Origin of the sequence: Actinophytocola sp., from assembly GCF_049647105.1 — a bacterium.
In the GTDB taxonomy this organism is placed as follows: Bacteria; Actinomycetota; Actinomycetes; order Mycobacteriales; family Pseudonocardiaceae; genus Actinophytocola.
Map to the genome: position 1 here is coordinate 16,306 of NZ_JBARWZ010000168.1, position 14,768 is coordinate 31,073.

At 70.7% G+C, this 14,768-nt stretch carries 15 protein-coding genes; 6 read left to right on the forward strand and 9 right to left on the reverse strand.

The annotated features are described in order from the left end of the window. Positions 1-24: 24 nt before the first annotated feature. A complete protein-coding gene (locus tag WBA97_RS20925; protein WP_424232611.1) occupies positions 25-411 on the forward strand; it encodes a cytidine deaminase in 387 nt (128 codons plus the stop codon). A gap of 4 nt (positions 412-415) precedes the next feature. After that, positions 416-1,684 (forward strand): thymidine phosphorylase, encoded by a 1,269-nt coding sequence (locus WBA97_RS20930; RefSeq protein ID WP_424232565.1) that lies wholly within the window; start codon positions 416-418, stop codon positions 1,682-1,684. A 48-nt stretch (positions 1,685-1,732) separates the two neighbouring features. Here the strand turns inward: WBA97_RS20930 and WBA97_RS20935 are convergent, their stop codons facing one another. The 5 genes from WBA97_RS20935 to WBA97_RS20955 form a co-directional block, all read right to left on the reverse strand. Beyond that, positions 1,733-3,016, reverse strand: a complete 1,284-nt coding sequence (locus WBA97_RS20935; protein ID WP_424232566.1) for a M20 family metallopeptidase — start codon at positions 3,014-3,016, stop codon at positions 1,733-1,735. 164 nt (positions 3,017-3,180) lie between these two features. After that, positions 3,181-3,498: a hypothetical protein gene (locus WBA97_RS20940; protein ID WP_424232567.1), complete on the reverse strand. Its 318-nt coding sequence runs from the start codon at positions 3,496-3,498 to the stop codon at positions 3,181-3,183. A 75-nt stretch (positions 3,499-3,573) separates the two neighbouring features. Next, a complete protein-coding gene (meaB, locus tag WBA97_RS20945) occupies positions 3,574-4,557 on the reverse strand; it encodes a methylmalonyl Co-A mutase-associated GTPase MeaB (protein WP_424232568.1) in 984 nt (327 codons plus the stop codon). Next, the gene (scpA, locus tag WBA97_RS20950; protein WP_424232569.1) at positions 4,541-6,715 is read right to left on the reverse strand and encodes a methylmalonyl-CoA mutase; all 2,175 of its coding nucleotides are present in this window, start codon (positions 6,713-6,715) and stop codon (positions 4,541-4,543) included. The genes meaB and scpA overlap by 17 nt, the downstream gene beginning before the upstream one ends. Continuing rightward, positions 6,712-8,175 carry a methylmalonyl-CoA mutase subunit beta gene (locus tag WBA97_RS20955; RefSeq protein ID WP_424232570.1) on the reverse strand — a complete coding sequence of 488 codons (1,464 nt, stop codon included), beginning with the start codon at positions 8,173-8,175 and terminating at the stop codon, positions 6,712-6,714. Before WBA97_RS20955 ends, scpA begins: the two co-directional genes overlap by 4 nt. Positions 8,176-8,262: 87 nt before the next feature. On the opposite strand from WBA97_RS20955, the gene WBA97_RS20960 reads away from it, so the two are divergent. The 4 genes from WBA97_RS20960 to WBA97_RS20975 are packed head-to-tail and all read left to right on the forward strand — an operon-like array spanning position 8,263 to position 13,040. Further along, positions 8,263-10,158, forward strand: a complete 1,896-nt coding sequence (locus WBA97_RS20960) for a serine/threonine-protein kinase (RefSeq protein WP_424232612.1) — start codon at positions 8,263-8,265, stop codon at positions 10,156-10,158. A 29-nt stretch (positions 10,159-10,187) separates the two neighbouring features. Further along, positions 10,188-10,970 carry a purine-nucleoside phosphorylase gene (locus tag WBA97_RS20965; RefSeq protein WP_424232613.1) on the forward strand — a complete coding sequence of 261 codons (783 nt, stop codon included), beginning with the start codon at positions 10,188-10,190 and terminating at the stop codon, positions 10,968-10,970. Then, positions 10,967-12,586 carry a phospho-sugar mutase gene (locus tag WBA97_RS20970; protein WP_424232571.1) on the forward strand — a complete coding sequence of 540 codons (1,620 nt, stop codon included), beginning with the start codon at positions 10,967-10,969 and terminating at the stop codon, positions 12,584-12,586. The genes WBA97_RS20965 and WBA97_RS20970 overlap by 4 nt, the downstream gene beginning before the upstream one ends. Before the next feature lies 1 nt (position 12,587). Beyond that, positions 12,588-13,040 (forward strand): flavodoxin family protein, encoded by a 453-nt coding sequence (locus WBA97_RS20975; RefSeq protein ID WP_424232572.1) that lies wholly within the window; start codon positions 12,588-12,590, stop codon positions 13,038-13,040. A 2-nt stretch (positions 13,041-13,042) separates the two neighbouring features. On the opposite strand, the gene WBA97_RS20980 is transcribed toward WBA97_RS20975, so the two are convergent. The 4 genes from WBA97_RS20980 to upp are packed head-to-tail and all read right to left on the reverse strand — an operon-like array spanning position 13,043 to position 14,762. After that, positions 13,043-13,435, reverse strand: coding sequence for a MerR family transcriptional regulator (locus tag WBA97_RS20980; RefSeq protein ID WP_424232573.1), 393 nt, complete (start codon positions 13,433-13,435; stop codon positions 13,043-13,045). Between the two features lie 40 nt (positions 13,436-13,475). After that, positions 13,476-13,859 carry a type II toxin-antitoxin system death-on-curing family toxin gene (locus tag WBA97_RS20985; RefSeq protein ID WP_424232614.1) on the reverse strand — a complete coding sequence of 128 codons (384 nt, stop codon included), beginning with the start codon at positions 13,857-13,859 and terminating at the stop codon, positions 13,476-13,478. A 37-nt stretch (positions 13,860-13,896) separates the two neighbouring features. Next, on the reverse strand, positions 13,897-14,103 hold the full coding sequence (locus WBA97_RS20990; protein WP_424232574.1) for a ribbon-helix-helix protein, CopG family: 207 nt from the start codon (positions 14,101-14,103) through the stop codon (positions 13,897-13,899). A gap of 35 nt (positions 14,104-14,138) precedes the next feature. Then, complete coding sequence (upp, locus tag WBA97_RS20995) at positions 14,139-14,762, reverse strand: uracil phosphoribosyltransferase (RefSeq protein ID WP_424232575.1); 624 nt, start codon at positions 14,760-14,762, stop codon at positions 14,139-14,141. Between the last annotated feature and the right edge of the window lie 6 nt (positions 14,763-14,768).

Genomic DNA, 14,768 nt, shown 5'->3' on the forward strand with positions numbered 1-14,768 from the left:
CTGAGCGCAGCTTGCGGAGCGAACATCGTGACTGACTGGGAGAAGCTGCGGGCCACGGCTGTTGAGGCGGCCCAAAGTGCGTACTGCCCGTACTCCGGACTGCAGGTCGGTGTGGCCGCGGTGGTGGACGACGGCCGGATCGTGACCGGCTGCAACGTCGAGAACGCGTCGTACGGCGTCGGCCTGTGCGCGGAGTGCACGATGGCGGGCCAGCTGCGCCTGACCGGTGGCGGCCGGCTGGTGGCGGTGGCGTGCCGGTCGGGCAAGGGCGACCTGCTGATGCCGTGCGGCCGGTGCAGGCAGATCCTGTACGAGTTCGGTGGCCCGGACTGCATGATGGACACACCGGTCGGGCCCGCGCCCATGTCGGAGGTCCTGCCACACGCGTTCGGCCCGGCCGATCTACCGTGACAGCGTGAAGCACACCGCGGTCGACGTCATCAGGACCAAGCGCGACGGGGATGTCCTGTCGGACGCCCAGATCGACTGGGTGATCGACGCGTACACCAGGGGCGAGGTCGCCGACGAGCAGATGTCGGCCCTGGCCATGGCGGTGTTCCTGAACGGCATGACGTTCGAGGAGACCTCCCGCTGGACCCAGGCGATGATCGACTCTGGCGAACGCCTTTCGTGGCCGGTGCCGACGGTCGACAAGCACTCGACGGGCGGCGTCGGCGACAAGATCACGTTGCCGCTGGCGCCGCTGGTCGCGACGTGCGGCGTCGCGGTGCCGCAGCTGTCGGGCCGGGGCCTCGGGCACACGGGCGGCACGCTCGACAAGCTGGAGTCGATCCCGGGCTGGCGTGCGCAGTTGTCGACGGAGGAGATCCGGGAGCAGCTGGCGACGGTCGGCGCGGTGGTGTGCGCGCCCACGTCCGGTCTGGCACCCGCGGACCGCAAGCTGTACGCGTTGCGGGACGTCACGGCGACGGTCGAGTGCGTGCCGCTGATCGCGTCGTCGATCATGTCGAAGAAGATCGCCGAGGGCGCGGGTGCGCTGGTGCTGGACGTGAAGGTCGGGTCGGGCGCGTTCATGCGGTCACTCGACGACGCACGTGAGCTGGCGTCCGCGCTGGTGGCCATCGGCACTGCGCACGGCCAGAAGGTGTCGGCGCTGCTGACGGACATGTCGGTGCCGCTGGGCCGCGCGGTCGGCAACGCGGTCGAGGTCGCGGAGGCGGTCGAGGTCCTGCGCGGTGGCGGCCCGTCGGACGTGGTGGACCTGACGGTGGCACTGGCGACGGAGATGGTGGCACTGGCGGGGGTTTCGGTGGACCCCTCGGAGGTGCTGGCGTCGGGCGCGGCGTACGAGACGTGGCGCAGGATGATCGCGGCGCAGGGCGGCGACCCGGACGCGGAACTGCCGAAGCCGAAGCACGTGCGGGTGGTGACCGCGCCACGCGACGGCGTGCTGACCAGGCTGGACGCGCTGGGTGTCGGGGTGGCGGCGTGGCGCCTCGGCGCGGGCCGGGCGCGCAAGGAAGACACGGTACAGGCGGGCGCGGGAGTGCTGTGCCTGGCGAAGCCGGGCGACCCGGTGACGGCCGGCGAGCCGCTACTGGAGCTGCACACGGACACCCCGGACGCGGTGGACGGTGCGCTGGCCGCGCTGGCGGACGCGTACGAGATCGGCGACGACCCGCCGACGCGACACGGCCTGGTACTGGAGACGATCCGAGGCTAGAGGCTAGGGCGGCAGCCGCCCTGTAGACAGGGCGGCTGCTCGGCGAGATCAGGCCAGCGCGGCCAGCGCTGTGTGCGTCAGCACGCGAACCCCGGTCAGCAGGGCCCGCTGGTCGAGCACGAACGTCGGCTGGTGCAGGTCGGGCGGGGTCCCCGCGCCGGACCACACACCCAGCCGGGCGAACGATCCGGGCACGTTCTCCAGGTACCACCCGAAGTCCTCGCCACCGGAGGACTGCCTCGTCCCGGTCACGGCCTGCTCACCGAGTGCGGCCTCGACCCCGGCCCGGAGCACTGCCTCGGACTCCACGTCGTTCACGACGGGAGGGACACCGCGCCGGTGCTCCAGCTCGAACCCGACACCGGTCGGTGCGAGCAGCGACTGCACCAGCCCCGCCACCAGCGGCTCGAGATCGGCCCAGACCTCGTGGTCACCGGTGCGCAGCGTGCCACGCAGCACCCCGTCCTGGGGCACGGCGTTGGGGGCCTCGCCCGCGTGCACGGCGCCCCAGACCAGCACGGTCCCGGACCGAGGGTCGATGCGGCGCGACAGCAGCGCGGGCAGCCCGGTGATGACGGTCCCGAGTGCGTGCACGAGATCGGCCGTCAGGTGCGGCCGCGACGTGTGCCCACCCGGCGAGGTCAGCCGCAGCTCTAGCAGGTCGGTGGCCGAGGTGATGGCACCGACGCGCGTGCCGACACTGCCCACCTGCAGCCGAGGGTCACAGTGCAGCCCGAAGATCGCGTCGACTCCGTCAAGTCCGCCCGCGGCGATGACGTCCAGCGCCCCGCCGGGCATGACCTCCTCCGCGGGCTGGAACACGAGCCGGACCCGGCCGGGCAGCTCGGGTGCGGACGCGAGCGCGAGACCCGCGCCGAGCAGCATCGACGTGTGCCCGTCGTGCCCGCAGGCGTGTGCGGCGCCGGGCACGGTGGAGGTGAACGGCAGCCCGGTCAGCTCGGTGAGCGGCAGCGCGTCCATGTCGGCGCGGAGGGCGACACACCGGTCGCCGACGCCGATGTCGCAGATCAGTCCGGTGCCTGCGTCGAACAACTTCGGGCGCAGTCCGGCTGCCGAAAGGAGGCGGGCGACCAGTTCTGTGGTGTTGTACTCGCGTCTGGACAGCTCGGGGTTGGCGTGGATGTGCCGGTACCAGGCAAGCACGTCATGCGCGTTGCGTGACAGCCAGTCATCGAGCCATGCCGGCCCGCGACCGGCTCCGAGGTCATCCACAATGGGCATACTGACGCCCTCGTCGGTGATCAGCACGCCGACCCCGTTCGCGGCGGCTGAGCCGCCATCCCTGTCGGATCGCGAGTCGAGCATGGTCACGCGATCCTCCCAAGGTCCCGTGAGTGATTCATGATTTGTCAATCCTGCACCATCAGTGGTGGTGGATCGCACGAGGTTTCCTGGTCCGCCGACTGCCGGTACTGCCCTAGCGCCGAGCGGCGGGACGGGTTCAGCCTCGCTAAACGATCACTGTCGGCCAGCGGTCAGCCCTTGGCCTTGGCTCTCTTGCGCCGGATGCTGCGGCCCCAGACCACGATGCCGATCAGCAACACGGAGACGACGCCCATGACAATCTTGCGCTTCGACTCCGCTCGGTCCGCTTCCGTCTCGGCGGGTTCGAGTTCCATGGTGGGCGCGCTCGGTGCGGTGGACGGCCCGGTGGGCGGCGGCGCCGGCTGTTGCCCGGCGACGAAGCTGTACTCACGGCCGGAGTGATGCGACTCGGCGACCGCGTGAACCGGAAGCAGCGCCAGAACAAGCCCCACATGGGTGACGACGAGTAGTCGGACGGCGCTGCGCATGCCACAAGCTTATCGACACTGGGAACCAACGATCAGCGGCCGGGCGGGTATTGATGCACCCCATTCGCGACACGGTCAGTTCGCGAACTCCTCGAGGATGCGTTCCGCGGCCAGGGTCGGGGTGAGCGTGCCGTCCGCGACCTGCTGCTCGAGCGACGGCGCGAGCGCGCGTACCCCCGGGTGCTCGGACAGCCTGGTCAGCAGCGTGTCCTTCACCATCGTCCACGTCCAGTCGACCTGCTGGCGCTGCCGCTTGTCCGTCAGCGCACCCGACTCCGACAGCGTGTCGTGATGGCGTTTCACCTGTTCCCACAGGGTATCCAGCCCCGCACCGGTCATGCCGCTGCACGTCAGCACCGGCGGCGTCCACCCGTCCGACGAGGCCTGCAGCAGCCGCAGCGCGCCCGACAGCTCGCGTGCCGCCTTGCGGGCCGGGAGCTCGTGGTCGCCGTCGGCCTTGTTCACCGCGATCACGTCCGCCAGCTCGAGAACGCCCTTCTTGATGCCCTGTAGCTGGTCGCCGGTGCGGGCCAGCGTCAGCAGGAGAAAACAGTCGACCATGTTGGCGACCGAGATCTCCGACTGGCCGACGCCGACGGTCTCGACCAGCACCACGTCGTAGCCCGCCGCCTCCATCAGCACGATCGTCTCGCGCGTCGCGCGGGTGACGCCGCCGAGCGTGCCGGACGTCGGCGAGGGGCGGATGAACGCGGACGGGTCCACCGACAGCTTCGACATCCTGGTCTTGTCGCCGAGGATCGAGCCGCCCGTGCGGGACGAGGACGGGTCCACCGCCAGCACCGCGACCCGCTCACCGGCGCCGGTGAGCCGCGTGCCGAGGGCGTCGATGAACGTCGACTTGCCCGCGCCGGGCACCCCGGTGATGCCGACCCGGTGCGCGCCGCCCGCGTGCGGCAGTAACTCCACGAGCAGCTGCTGTGCCTGCGCCCGGTGGTCCGGCCGCCGCGACTCGACCAGCGTGATCGCCTTGGACAGCGTGCCGCGGTCGCCCGCCAGCACCCCCTTGGCATAGGCCTCTACGTCAATGTCCCGCGGCATCGATGAGCTTCCGCAGCAGGTCGGTGGCCGCGTCGGCGATCACCGTGCCGGGCCCGAAGATCGCGGCCGCACCCGATGAGTGCAGCTCGTCGTAGTCCTGCGGCGGGATCACACCGCCGACGACGATCATGATCTCTTCGCGGCCGAGCGCGGCCAGTTCGTCGCGCAGCGCGGGCACCAGCGTGAGGTGACCGGCGGCGAGCGAGTTGACGCCGACGATGTGCACGTCCGCCTCGACGGCCTGCCGCGCCACCTCCGCCGGGGTCTGGAACAGCGGGCCGACGTCGACGTCGAAGCCGAGGTCGGCGAACGCGGTCGCGATCACCTTCTGGCCGCGGTCGTGGCCGTCCTGGCCCATCTTCGCGACCAGGATGCGCGGCCGCCTGCCCTCGGCGTCGGCGAACTCGTCGACGACCCGGCGCGCCTCCTCCACATTGGACATGCCGCCGACCTCCTCGGAGTAGACGCCGGAGATCGTACGGATCTGCGCCGAGTGCCGTCCCCACACCTTGCCGAGCGCCTCGGAGATCTCGCCGACGGTCGCCTTCGCGCGTGCCGCGTCGATCGCCAGCGCGAGTAGGTTGCCGTCGCGGTCGGCGGCGGCCGTCAGCGCGTCGAGCGTTCGATCCACGGTGGACTGATCGCGTTCGGAACGCAGCCGCCGCAGCTTCTCCAGCTGCTGCGCCCGCACCCCGGCGTTGTCGACCTTCAGCACGTCGATCTGCTCGTCGGCGTCCGCGAGCCGGTACTTGTTGATGCCGATCACCGGCTGGCGGCCCGAGTCGATGCGGGCCTGCGTGCGTGCGGCCGCCTCCTCGATGCGCAGCTTCGGGATACCGGCGTCGATCGCGCGTGCCATGCCGCCCGCGGACTCGACCTCCTGGATGTGCCCCCATGCCTTGCGTGCCAGGTCGTGGGTGAGCCGCTCGACGAACGCGCTGCCGCCCCACGGGTCGATGACGCGGGTGGTGCCGGACTCCTTCTGCAGCAACAGTTGCGTGTTCCGCGCGATGCGGGCGGAGAAGTCGGTCGGCAGCGCGAGTGCCTCGTCGAGCGCGTTGGTGTGCAGCGACTGCGTGTGCCCCTGGGTGGCGGCCATCGCCTCGACGCAGGTGCGGATCACGTTGTTGTAGACGTCCTGCGCGGTCAGCGACCAGCCGGAGGTCTGGCAGTGCGTGCGCAGCGACAGCGACTTGTCCGAGGACGGCTCGAACTGCTTCACGAGCTTCGCCCACAGCAGCCGCGCGGCCCGCAGCTTGGCGACCTCCATGAAGAAGTTCATGCCGATGGCCCAGAAGAACGACAGCCTGGGCGCGAACGAGTCCACGCTCAAACCGGCGTCGACACCCGCCCTGATGTACTCGACCCCGTCGGCCAGCGTGTACGCCAGCTCCAGATCGGCCGTCGCACCCGCTTCCTGCATGTGGTAGCCGGAAATGGAGATCGAGTTGAACTTCGGCATGTGCCGGCTGGTGTGCGAGAAGATGTCGGAGATGATCCGCATCGACGGCTGCGGCGGGTAGATGTAGGTGTTGCGGACCATGAACTCCTTGAGAATGTCGTTCTGGATGGTCCCGGTGAGCTGGCTCTGCGGCACACCCTGTTCTTCCGCCGCCACCACGTAGAGCGCGAGGATCGGCAGGACGGCGCCGTTCATGGTCATCGACACCGACATCTTGTCGAGCGGGATGCCGTCGAACAGCTGCCGCATGTCGTAGATCGAGTCGATCGCGACCCCGGCCATGCCGACGTCACCGGCGACGCGTGGGTGGTCGGAGTCGTAGCCTCGGTGCGTCGCGAGGTCGAACGCGACCGAAAGGCCCTTCTGCCCAGCCGCGATGTTGCGGCGGTAGAAGGCGTTCGACTCCTCCGCGGTGGAGAAACCCGCGTACTGGCGGATGGTCCACGGCTGGTTGACATACATCGTCGGGTACGGCCCGCGCAGGAAGGGCACGATGCCCGGATAGGTCGACAGGAAGTCCAGCCCGGCCGTGTCTTCCCCGGTGTACAGGGGTTTCACGCCGATGCCCTCCGGTGTCTCCCACATCAGCGCGTCCGCGCCCTTGCCGGTGGCGTCCTGCACCGCGGCCTGCCATTCGGCGGCCGAGCCGGCGTCCGGCTCACCGAGCGCGATGTCGGAGAAGTCGGGGATCCTCATGACCGGGCCTCCAGCGCCGCCTCGAACGGTTCCGCGTATCGCACTCTTGGCAACCCGCCACCCGACGGCACGGCTGGTTCCGGTCGGCGTGTCAGTGGTTTCTCGTCCTTGTTCGGGAACACGGTCACGCCGGTGATCGCCTCCTCGCCCGCGTCGAGTCGCGCGGTCCTGGCGTCACGGGTGGCCGCGATCCGCTCCTCGACCAGCCCGGAGTCGAGCGCCGCGGCGATGCCACCGGCCTTCTCGATCTCCTGGAACACGGCCCAGCCCGCGTGCGCCAGCTGGTCGGTGTGCCGCTCCACGTACCAGGAGCCGCCTGCGGGGTCGATCACCCCGGCGACCTTCGACTCCTCCAGCAGGATCGACTGGGTGTTGCGTGCGATGCGGCGTGCGAACCCGTCCGGCAGGCCGATGGCCGCGTCGAACGGCTGCACGGTCACCGCGTCCGCGCCGCCGACGCCCGCGGCGAAGCAGGCGAGGGTCGTGCGCAGCATGTTGTTCCACGGGTCGCGGCGGGTCGTCATGGTCGATGAGGTCACGGCGTGCTGCGGGGACCCGGCGCCGGGTGCGCCGCAGACCTCCGCGACCCGCGCCCAGAGCCTGCGCGCGGCCCGCAGCTTCGCGATGGTGCCGAACTGGTCGGCGGTCGCGGCGAACCGGAACTCCAGCTGCCGGGCGGCCTGCTCGACCGAAAGCCCCGCGCCGGTCAGCGCACGCAGGTACGCGACCGAGGTCGCCAGCGCACAGCCCAGCTCCTGCCCGTCGGACGAGCCCGCTTCGTGGTACGGCAGCGCGTCGACGACCACTGACCGCAGGTTCTCGTACCGCTCGACGATCCGTGTCGCCAGCGCGGCGGCGCCGTCGAGATCCGAGGGCGTGCCGGTCCGCGCGCGGTGGCCGAGCGGGTCGGCGCCGAGGTTGCCGCGCACCTCGCTGGCCTGGACACCCTTGTCGTCGTGCACCGCCAGCAGTGCGTCGGCGGCGGCCGCGAAGTCCGCGCCCGCGTCCAGCGTGACGGGCGCGAGGTCGAGGTAGACGTCGGCGAGCACGTCCGGCAGCGCGTCGGGCGACACTCCAGCGGCACCGACCACGAGCCACAGCGACGTGACCCCGTTCTCCAGGTCGGCGAGCACCGCGCGGCGGGTCGCGTCGACGTCCGGGTCGGCGTGGCGCTGGCGGACGTCCCAGCCGGTGGCGACCGTGCCGTCGGGCCTGCTGCCCCTGGTGAACGGGGGGAGGCCGGGGAAGCCGGCGTCGGGGGCCGCGTCGTCGGCGGTGTAGAGGGGCTGGATCGCGAACCCGTCGTAGGTCGCGCTCGCGAGGAGGTCTTCCACCGGGCCGTCGTGACCGTCGACGTCCACGCCTGACCTGCGCAGAACCTTGTCGACCATGGCCTGCCACTGGTCCCTGGTCGCCGGGTCGAACTCCGATGCCAGCCGCAACTGGTCCGCCGAGGTCATACCCCGCAATGCTACGGACGCGACCCGGGAACGCCAGGGCACGCGAGTGTGAGGCTGATCGCCGGGGACCTGGTGAGTACCGGCACAATGGCGTGCGTGTCCAGCACTGGGGAGCGGGTCGTCGCCGGGCGCTACCGGTTGCGCAGGCAGCTCGGCCAGGGCGCCATGGGCACCGTGTGGGAGGCGTACGACGAGGTCCTCCACCGCACCGTGTCGGTGAAGGAAGTCCTTCTCCCGCCTGGTCTGCCCGAAGCGCAGGCCGCTGAGCTGCGGGAACGTACGCTGCGCGAGGCGCGTGCCATCGCCGCGCTGTCCCACCCGAACGTGATCACGCTGCACGACGTCGCCCGCGAGGACGGCGAGCCGTTCGTGGTGACGGAGTACCTGCTCGCGCACAGCCTGGCGACGTTGATCAACGTCCTCGGCCCGCTGCCGGAGCGGAAGGCCGCCGCGATCGCGGACGCGGTGGCCGCCGGGCTGGCCGCCGCGCACCAGGCGGGCATCACACACCGTGACATCAAGCCCGGGAACGTACTCATCGGGGTGGACGGTCAGGTGAAACTGACCGACTTCGGCATCGCCCGCAACGTGTCCGAGCAGACGCTCACGAGCACCGGGATCATGCTGGGCTCACCCGCGTACATCTCGCCGGAGGTCGCCGCCGGCCGCGAGGTGACACCGGCGGCCGACCTGTGGGGCCTCGGCGCGACGCTGTTCGCGATGATCGAGGGCAGGCCGCCGTACGACGTGGACGGAGCCGTGCTGGACACCGTCAACCAGGTCGTGCACGGCGAGATCCCCCGTCCCTCGACGGAGGGCCCGCTCGGCGAGGTGGTCGCCGCGCTGATGGTGAAGGAGCCGGAGGAGCGGATCACGCTGCGCGAACTGCGCAACCGCCTGCACCCGCTGCTGCCGCCGCCGAGCACGCCGCTGCTGACCGACGAGGACCTGGAACTGCTCAAGGAGGCGGCGAACAATCCACAGCCGCCGAGTTATCCACAGGCAGAGGACGACGACCCCGAAACGTCACCCCCAGCCGATAAGATGGCAAGGCGGGGCGCCCCCGGGAACGGGTGGGGGTTGGGCAACGCGCGCGAGGACGACGTTTCCGACGCGCCTGACGGCGATTCCGATGGTGGTTCCACAGCCGCCGACGGTGCGGACGACGCCGCTGACGTGCCTGCTCAGCCGGGTTCGGCACCAGGGCTCGCCGCCGCGCCGGGGCCGCTGCCCTTCGACGTCACCGTCCGCGAACAGGTCCGCCGCGAACGCGGCTCCGTCATCTCCGCACTCGTCGCGTTCTTCTCCGTCCTGTTCTTCTTCGCCGCGGCGGCAGGAGGCTTCGCGCTCTCCCGGTACGTCGGCGGCAAGGCGGTCATGCCGCCGACGACCCAGCAGACCCCCACGACCCAGACCACGGTCCCCGCCGAGGACGACGCGGGCGCACTCGAGGTCAGGGCCGGCACCGCCTCCAGCACCACCCCCGCCCAGGGCGGGGGTTTCCGGCTGCCTGTGCCGAGCGACTGGGTCGAGTTCGCCGAGGACTACCGCGCCGAGGATCTGCCCAACAGCACCCGCTTCTACTACGTGTCGCCCGACGGCGCCCAGCTGCTGACCGTCGAGCGGATCATCAACTTCTACCCGGACTACGAGATCCAGGACTACATCGACGAACTGGACGATCGCGCCCCCGAGGTGGTGGTCTCCGGCGACCTCACGCCTCGGCCGGTCAAAGGCATCGAACCGGACGGCGTCGTGTCCCGGGAAGCCGCGCGGGAACTGACCTATCACGCCATCACCAGCGCCGCGGAGCTGGCGCCCGGCGACCCGAACACCCATGACCTGCACCAGGGCACCTTCGCCAGGTTGCTGCCCTACTCGCGCGACCTGTGGGTGCTGTCGCTGACCGTGATCATCGATCAGGAGGACCCCGGCCGCGCCCTGTTCGCCAGCATCGCGAAGGACTTCACGGTCACCGGCTGAGCGTGGCCTATCCTCCCCGGGTGACCGACATCCAGGACTCCGCCGAGGCCGCCGAGACGCTCGCCAAGCTCACCGGCGTCGACACCCATGACGTCGCGGTCGTGCTCGGCTCCGGCTGGCGACCAGCCGCCGACGTGCTCGGCGCACCCGACGCCGAGGTGCCCATCGGCGACCTGCCCGGCTTCGCCGCCCCCACCGTCGCGGGCCACGGCGGCACGCTGCGTTCGCTGCGGGTCGGCGACAAGCGTGTGCTGGTCCTGCTCGGCCGCACCCACCTGTACGAGGGCCGCGGCGTCGGTCCCGTGGTGCACGGTGTGCGGACTGTCGCCGCGGCCGGGTGCCGCACGGTCGTGCTGACCAACGCGGCGGGCTGCCTGCGCGACGGTGTCGCGGTCGGCCAGCCGGTCCTGATCAGCGACCACCTGAACCTGACGGCCACCTCCCCGCTGGTCGGTGCTCAGTTCGTGGACCTGACCGACCTGTACTCGCCGCGCCTGCGCACCCTGGCGAAGGAGATCGACCCGACGCTCGTCGATGGCGTGTACGCGGGGCTGCCGGGGCCGCACTTCGAGACCCCGGCCGAGATCCGCATGCTGCGGACCATGGGCGCGGACCTGGTCGGCATGTCGACCGTCCTCGAGGCCATCGCCGCACGCGCCGCCGGGGTCGAGGTGTTCGGGCTGTCGCTGGTGACGAACCTGGCCGCCGGCGTCACGGGCGAGCCGCTCAACCACGAAGAGGTCCTTGAGGCGGGCCGCGCGTCGGCCACCCGCATGGGCGAGCTGCTGAAATCGCTGGTGGAGCGGTCGTGAGTCTGCCGTCGGAGCTGCGGGACCGGGCGTTCCGCTGGATCGCCGACGATCCCGACCCCGCGTCCCGCACCGAGCTGCAGCAGGTCGCGGCCCGTGCCATGGGCGGTGCCGAGTCCTCGGTCGACGAGCTGACCGACCGCATGAACGGGACCCTCGCGTTCGGGACCGCTGGCCTGCGCGGCCCGGTGCGCGCGGGCTCCAATGGCATGAACAAGGCGGTCGTGCTGCGTGCCACCCACGGTGTCGCGGCGTGGCTGACGTACAAGGGGCACTCCGGCGGCACGGTGATCGTCGGCCGCGACGCCCGGCACGGCTCGGCGGAGTTCGAGGAGGCCGCGGCGTCGGTGCTGGTCGCGGCAGGTTTCGTGGTGCGCACCATGCCCGGCCCGCTCCCGACGCCGATGACGGCGTTCCACGTGCGTGCTCTCGGTGCGGTGGCGGGCATCCAGATCACCGCGTCGCACAACCCGCCCGCCGACAACGGGTACAAGGTCTACACGGACGACGGCGCGCAGATCGTGCCGCCGGACGACAAGCTGATCGAGACCGGCATTCGTGAGGCGCCGCCCGCCGTTTCGGTGCCGGTCGCGCCGGGAGCGGAGGCGCTGGCGGACGTGTCGGGGTACGTCGCCAGGATCGCCACCCTGCCCCGCGGCACCGCCCGCGACCTGCGTGTCGTGCTCACACCGATGCACGGTGTCGGCGGCGAGACCGCGCTGGAAGCCTTGCTGGCAGCGGGTTTCACGGATGTCCGGCTGGTCGAGGCGCAGGCCGCGCCGGACCCGGAGTTCCCGACGGTCGCGTTCCCGAACCCGGAGGAGCCGGGTGCCGCGGACCTGCTGCTCGGCTTCGCGTCCGATGTGGACGCCGACCTCGCGATCGCGCTGGACCCGGACGCGGACCGCTGCGCACTTGGCGTCCGCGACAAGGACGGCTGGCGCATGCTGCGCGGCGACGAGACCGGTGTGCTGCTGGGTTCCCACGTGTTGTCCACAGTGGACCGTCCGGATCCGTTGGTGGCGTCGACGATCGTGTCGTCGTCGATGTTGTCGCACATCGCCGCCGCGCACGGGGCCCGGCACGCGGAGACGCTGACCGGGTTCAAGTGGCTGATGCGCGCGGGTGACGGGCTGGTGTTCGCGTACGAGGAGGCGCTTGGCCTGTCGGTGGACCCGGACTTCGTGCGGGACAAGGACGGCATCTCGGCCGCGGTGGTGGCGTGCGACCTGGCCGCCACGCTGAAGGCGGCCGGTCGCACGCTGCTGGACGTGCTCGACGACCTGTACACCGCGCACGGCGTGCACCTGACGGACCAGATCTCCCTGCGCTTCGACGACGTGGCCGCGATGCCACGCCTGGTGGCGGCCCTGCGGTCATCGCCGCCGGAGCGGTTGTGCGGCGTGCCGGTCACCGAGGACGGCCCGGCGCAGGACATCGTCCGCCTGTGTGGCGACGGCGTGCGGGTGATCGTGCGCCCGTCGGGCACGGAGCCGAAGGTCAAGGCGTATCTGGAGGTCGTGGCCAAGGTGACGGGTTCCCTTGCCGACGCCCGCACCAAGGCGACCACCCGCCTCGCCACACTGCGCGACGAGGTGACGGCACTGCTGAAGGACTGACATGGCCAGGTTGTTGATCGTGCATCACACGCCGTCGCCGTCCATGCAGGCGATGTTCGAGGCCGTGGTGGCCGGGGCGAGCACCGACGAGATCGAGGGGGTCGAGGTCGTTCGGCGGCCCGCGCTCGCGGCGACCGTGCCCGACGCACTCGAGGCCGACGGCTACCTCCTCGGCACGCCAGCGAACCTCGGCATGATGTCCGGCGCCCTCAAGGTGTTCTTCGACCTCGCCTACTACCCGTGCCTCGACGCGACCCGAGGCCGGCCGTTCGGCCTGTACGTGCACGGCAACAACGACACCACCGGCGCCGTCCTCGGCATCGAGTCGATCACCACGGGCCTCGGCTGGGAGAAGGTCGCACCCGTGGTCAGCGTCACCGGAGAACCCGGCAAGGCCGACCTCCAGGCCTGCTGGGAACTGGGCGCCACGGTCGCGGCCGGGCTGATGGCCTAGGTCTAGGCCGAGGCGGCGTGCGGCTCGGTCACCACCGCGCTCTCGCACTTCTCGTAGTTGGCGATCTTGTAGTTGAGCACGTCCAGGCACAGGTTGAGCTCGGCGATCCGGCTCAGCACCTCGGTCCGCTGCTCGACGAGGATCTGCTTGCGCCGCCCCGCGCTGGACATGCCCTGGTGCCGCAGCTTCGCGTACTCGCGCATCATCCGGATCGGCATGCCGGTCGTGCGCAGTTTGGTCAGGAACTCGAGCCACACCAGGTCGTCGTCGTTGTAGGCCCGGCGGCCACCCGAGTCGCGGGCGGGCGGGTCGATCAGTTGGATGCGTTCGTAGTAACGAAGTGTGTCGATCGACAACCCACTGCGGTGGGCCGCCTCGGCGATCGCGTAAGTCACGGCTTCGACCGTAAGAGCTGGAGTGCGCTCCAGGTCAAGCTCATAAGTCGCTTTCCTTCGGGTGGGCCCACTCCTCGAGCCGCGCCGCCATCTGCTGTACGGAGACGTTCCCTCGGCCGACCTCGCGGACCAGGTCGAGTGCCTCGTCCTCGTCGGCGTCGATCCACCAGCCGTTCATGTCGCAGATGGTCACGGCCGCGACCCAGCCGAGCCGCCAGTTGCCCTCGACCAGGGGACGCGTGCACACGACCGAGTCGAGCAGGGCGGCTGCCTTGAGCCACAGCGTGTCGTACGCCTGCACGCCGAGCACGGTGGCGCGGGGCCGGTGCGCGGCGGCGTCGAGCAGCCCGAGGTCGCGCACGACCAGATCACCACCGGTGACGGCGGCGGCCAGCACGAGCAGGTCGCTGGCGTCCAAGTACATGATCACCTAACGATCATGTCAGAGACCACCGACAGTTTTAGGCTGTTCCGATGCGGTCCAGCAAACCCTTGTAGCGCGGCAGGACGCGACTCAGGACCTCGCCAAGCTGCTGTTCCTTCTGCAGCCGTGACCAGCGGTCGGCCAGCGCCAACCGCAGTATGTCCTGCTTCGACCGCCCCTCGGCTTCGGCAAGCTGGGCGAGGTGGGCGTTCTCCTCGTCCGTCAGCCTCACAGTCATCGCCATGCTTTCGACGGTACCACCGTGATACCAAAATCGCGCTAGACCGTGCCGTACTGCCGGTCCCCGGCGTCGCCGAGCCCTGGCACGATGTAGCCGGAGTCGTTGAGCCGCTCGTCGATACTCGCCGTGACCAGCCGCACCGGCAGCTTCGCCTCGGACAGGTGCTTGATGCCCTCCGGCGCGGCCAGCGCGCAGACGGCCGTGACGTCGGTGGCGCCGCGGTCGGTCAGCAGCCGGATCGTGTACTCCATGGAACCGCCGGTCGCGAGCATCGGGTCGAGCACGAACACCGGCCGTCCCGCGAGGTTCGCGGGCAGCGACTCCATGTACGGGGTCGGCTCGAGCGTCTCCTCGTTGCGTGCGAGGCCGACGAAACCCATCTGCGCCTCGGGGATCAGCTTGTGCGCCTGGTCGGCCATGCCGAGCCCGGCGCGCAGCACCGGCACCAGGAGCGGCGGGTTCGCGAGCCAGACACCTTCGGTGCGGGCGACCGGGGTGTGGATGCGCTCGGTCCGCACCGGCGCCTCGCGCATCGCCTCGTAGATCAGCATGACGGTCAGCTCGTGCAGCGCCGAGCGGAACACGGCGTTGTCGGTGCGGGCGTCCCGCATGACGGTCAACCGCGCCTTGGCCAGCGGGTGATCGACGGTGAGCACATCCATGACGCG

Bases quoted from the DNA above. Each gene is read 5' to 3' on its own strand.
- WBA97_RS20940 (WP_424232567.1), bottom strand. From the start codon at position 3,498: ATGCGCAGCGCCGTCCGACTACTCGTCGTCACCCATGTGGGGCTTGTT.
- meaB (WP_424232568.1), bottom strand. From the start codon at position 4,557: ATGCCGCGGGACATTGACGTAGAGGCCTATGCCAAGGGGGTGCTGGCG.
- scpA (WP_424232569.1), bottom strand. From the start codon at position 6,715: ATGAGGATCCCCGACTTCTCCGACATCGCGCTCGGTGAGCCGGACGCC.
- WBA97_RS20955 (WP_424232570.1), bottom strand. From the start codon at position 8,175: ATGACCTCGGCGGACCAGTTGCGGCTGGCATCGGAGTTCGACCCGGCG.
- WBA97_RS20960 (WP_424232612.1), top strand. From the start codon at position 8,263: ATGGCGTGCGTGTCCAGCACTGGGGAGCGGGTCGTCGCCGGGCGCTAC.
- WBA97_RS20975 (WP_424232572.1), top strand. From the start codon at position 12,588: ATGGCCAGGTTGTTGATCGTGCATCACACGCCGTCGCCGTCCATGCAG.
- WBA97_RS20985 (WP_424232614.1), bottom strand. From the start codon at position 13,859: ATGTACTTGGACGCCAGCGACCTGCTCGTGCTGGCCGCCGCCGTCACC.
- WBA97_RS20990 (WP_424232574.1), bottom strand. From the start codon at position 14,103: ATGGCGATGACTGTGAGGCTGACGGACGAGGAGAACGCCCACCTCGCC.
- upp (WP_424232575.1), bottom strand. From the start codon at position 14,762: ATGGATGTGCTCACCGTCGATCACCCGCTGGCCAAGGCGCGGTTGACC.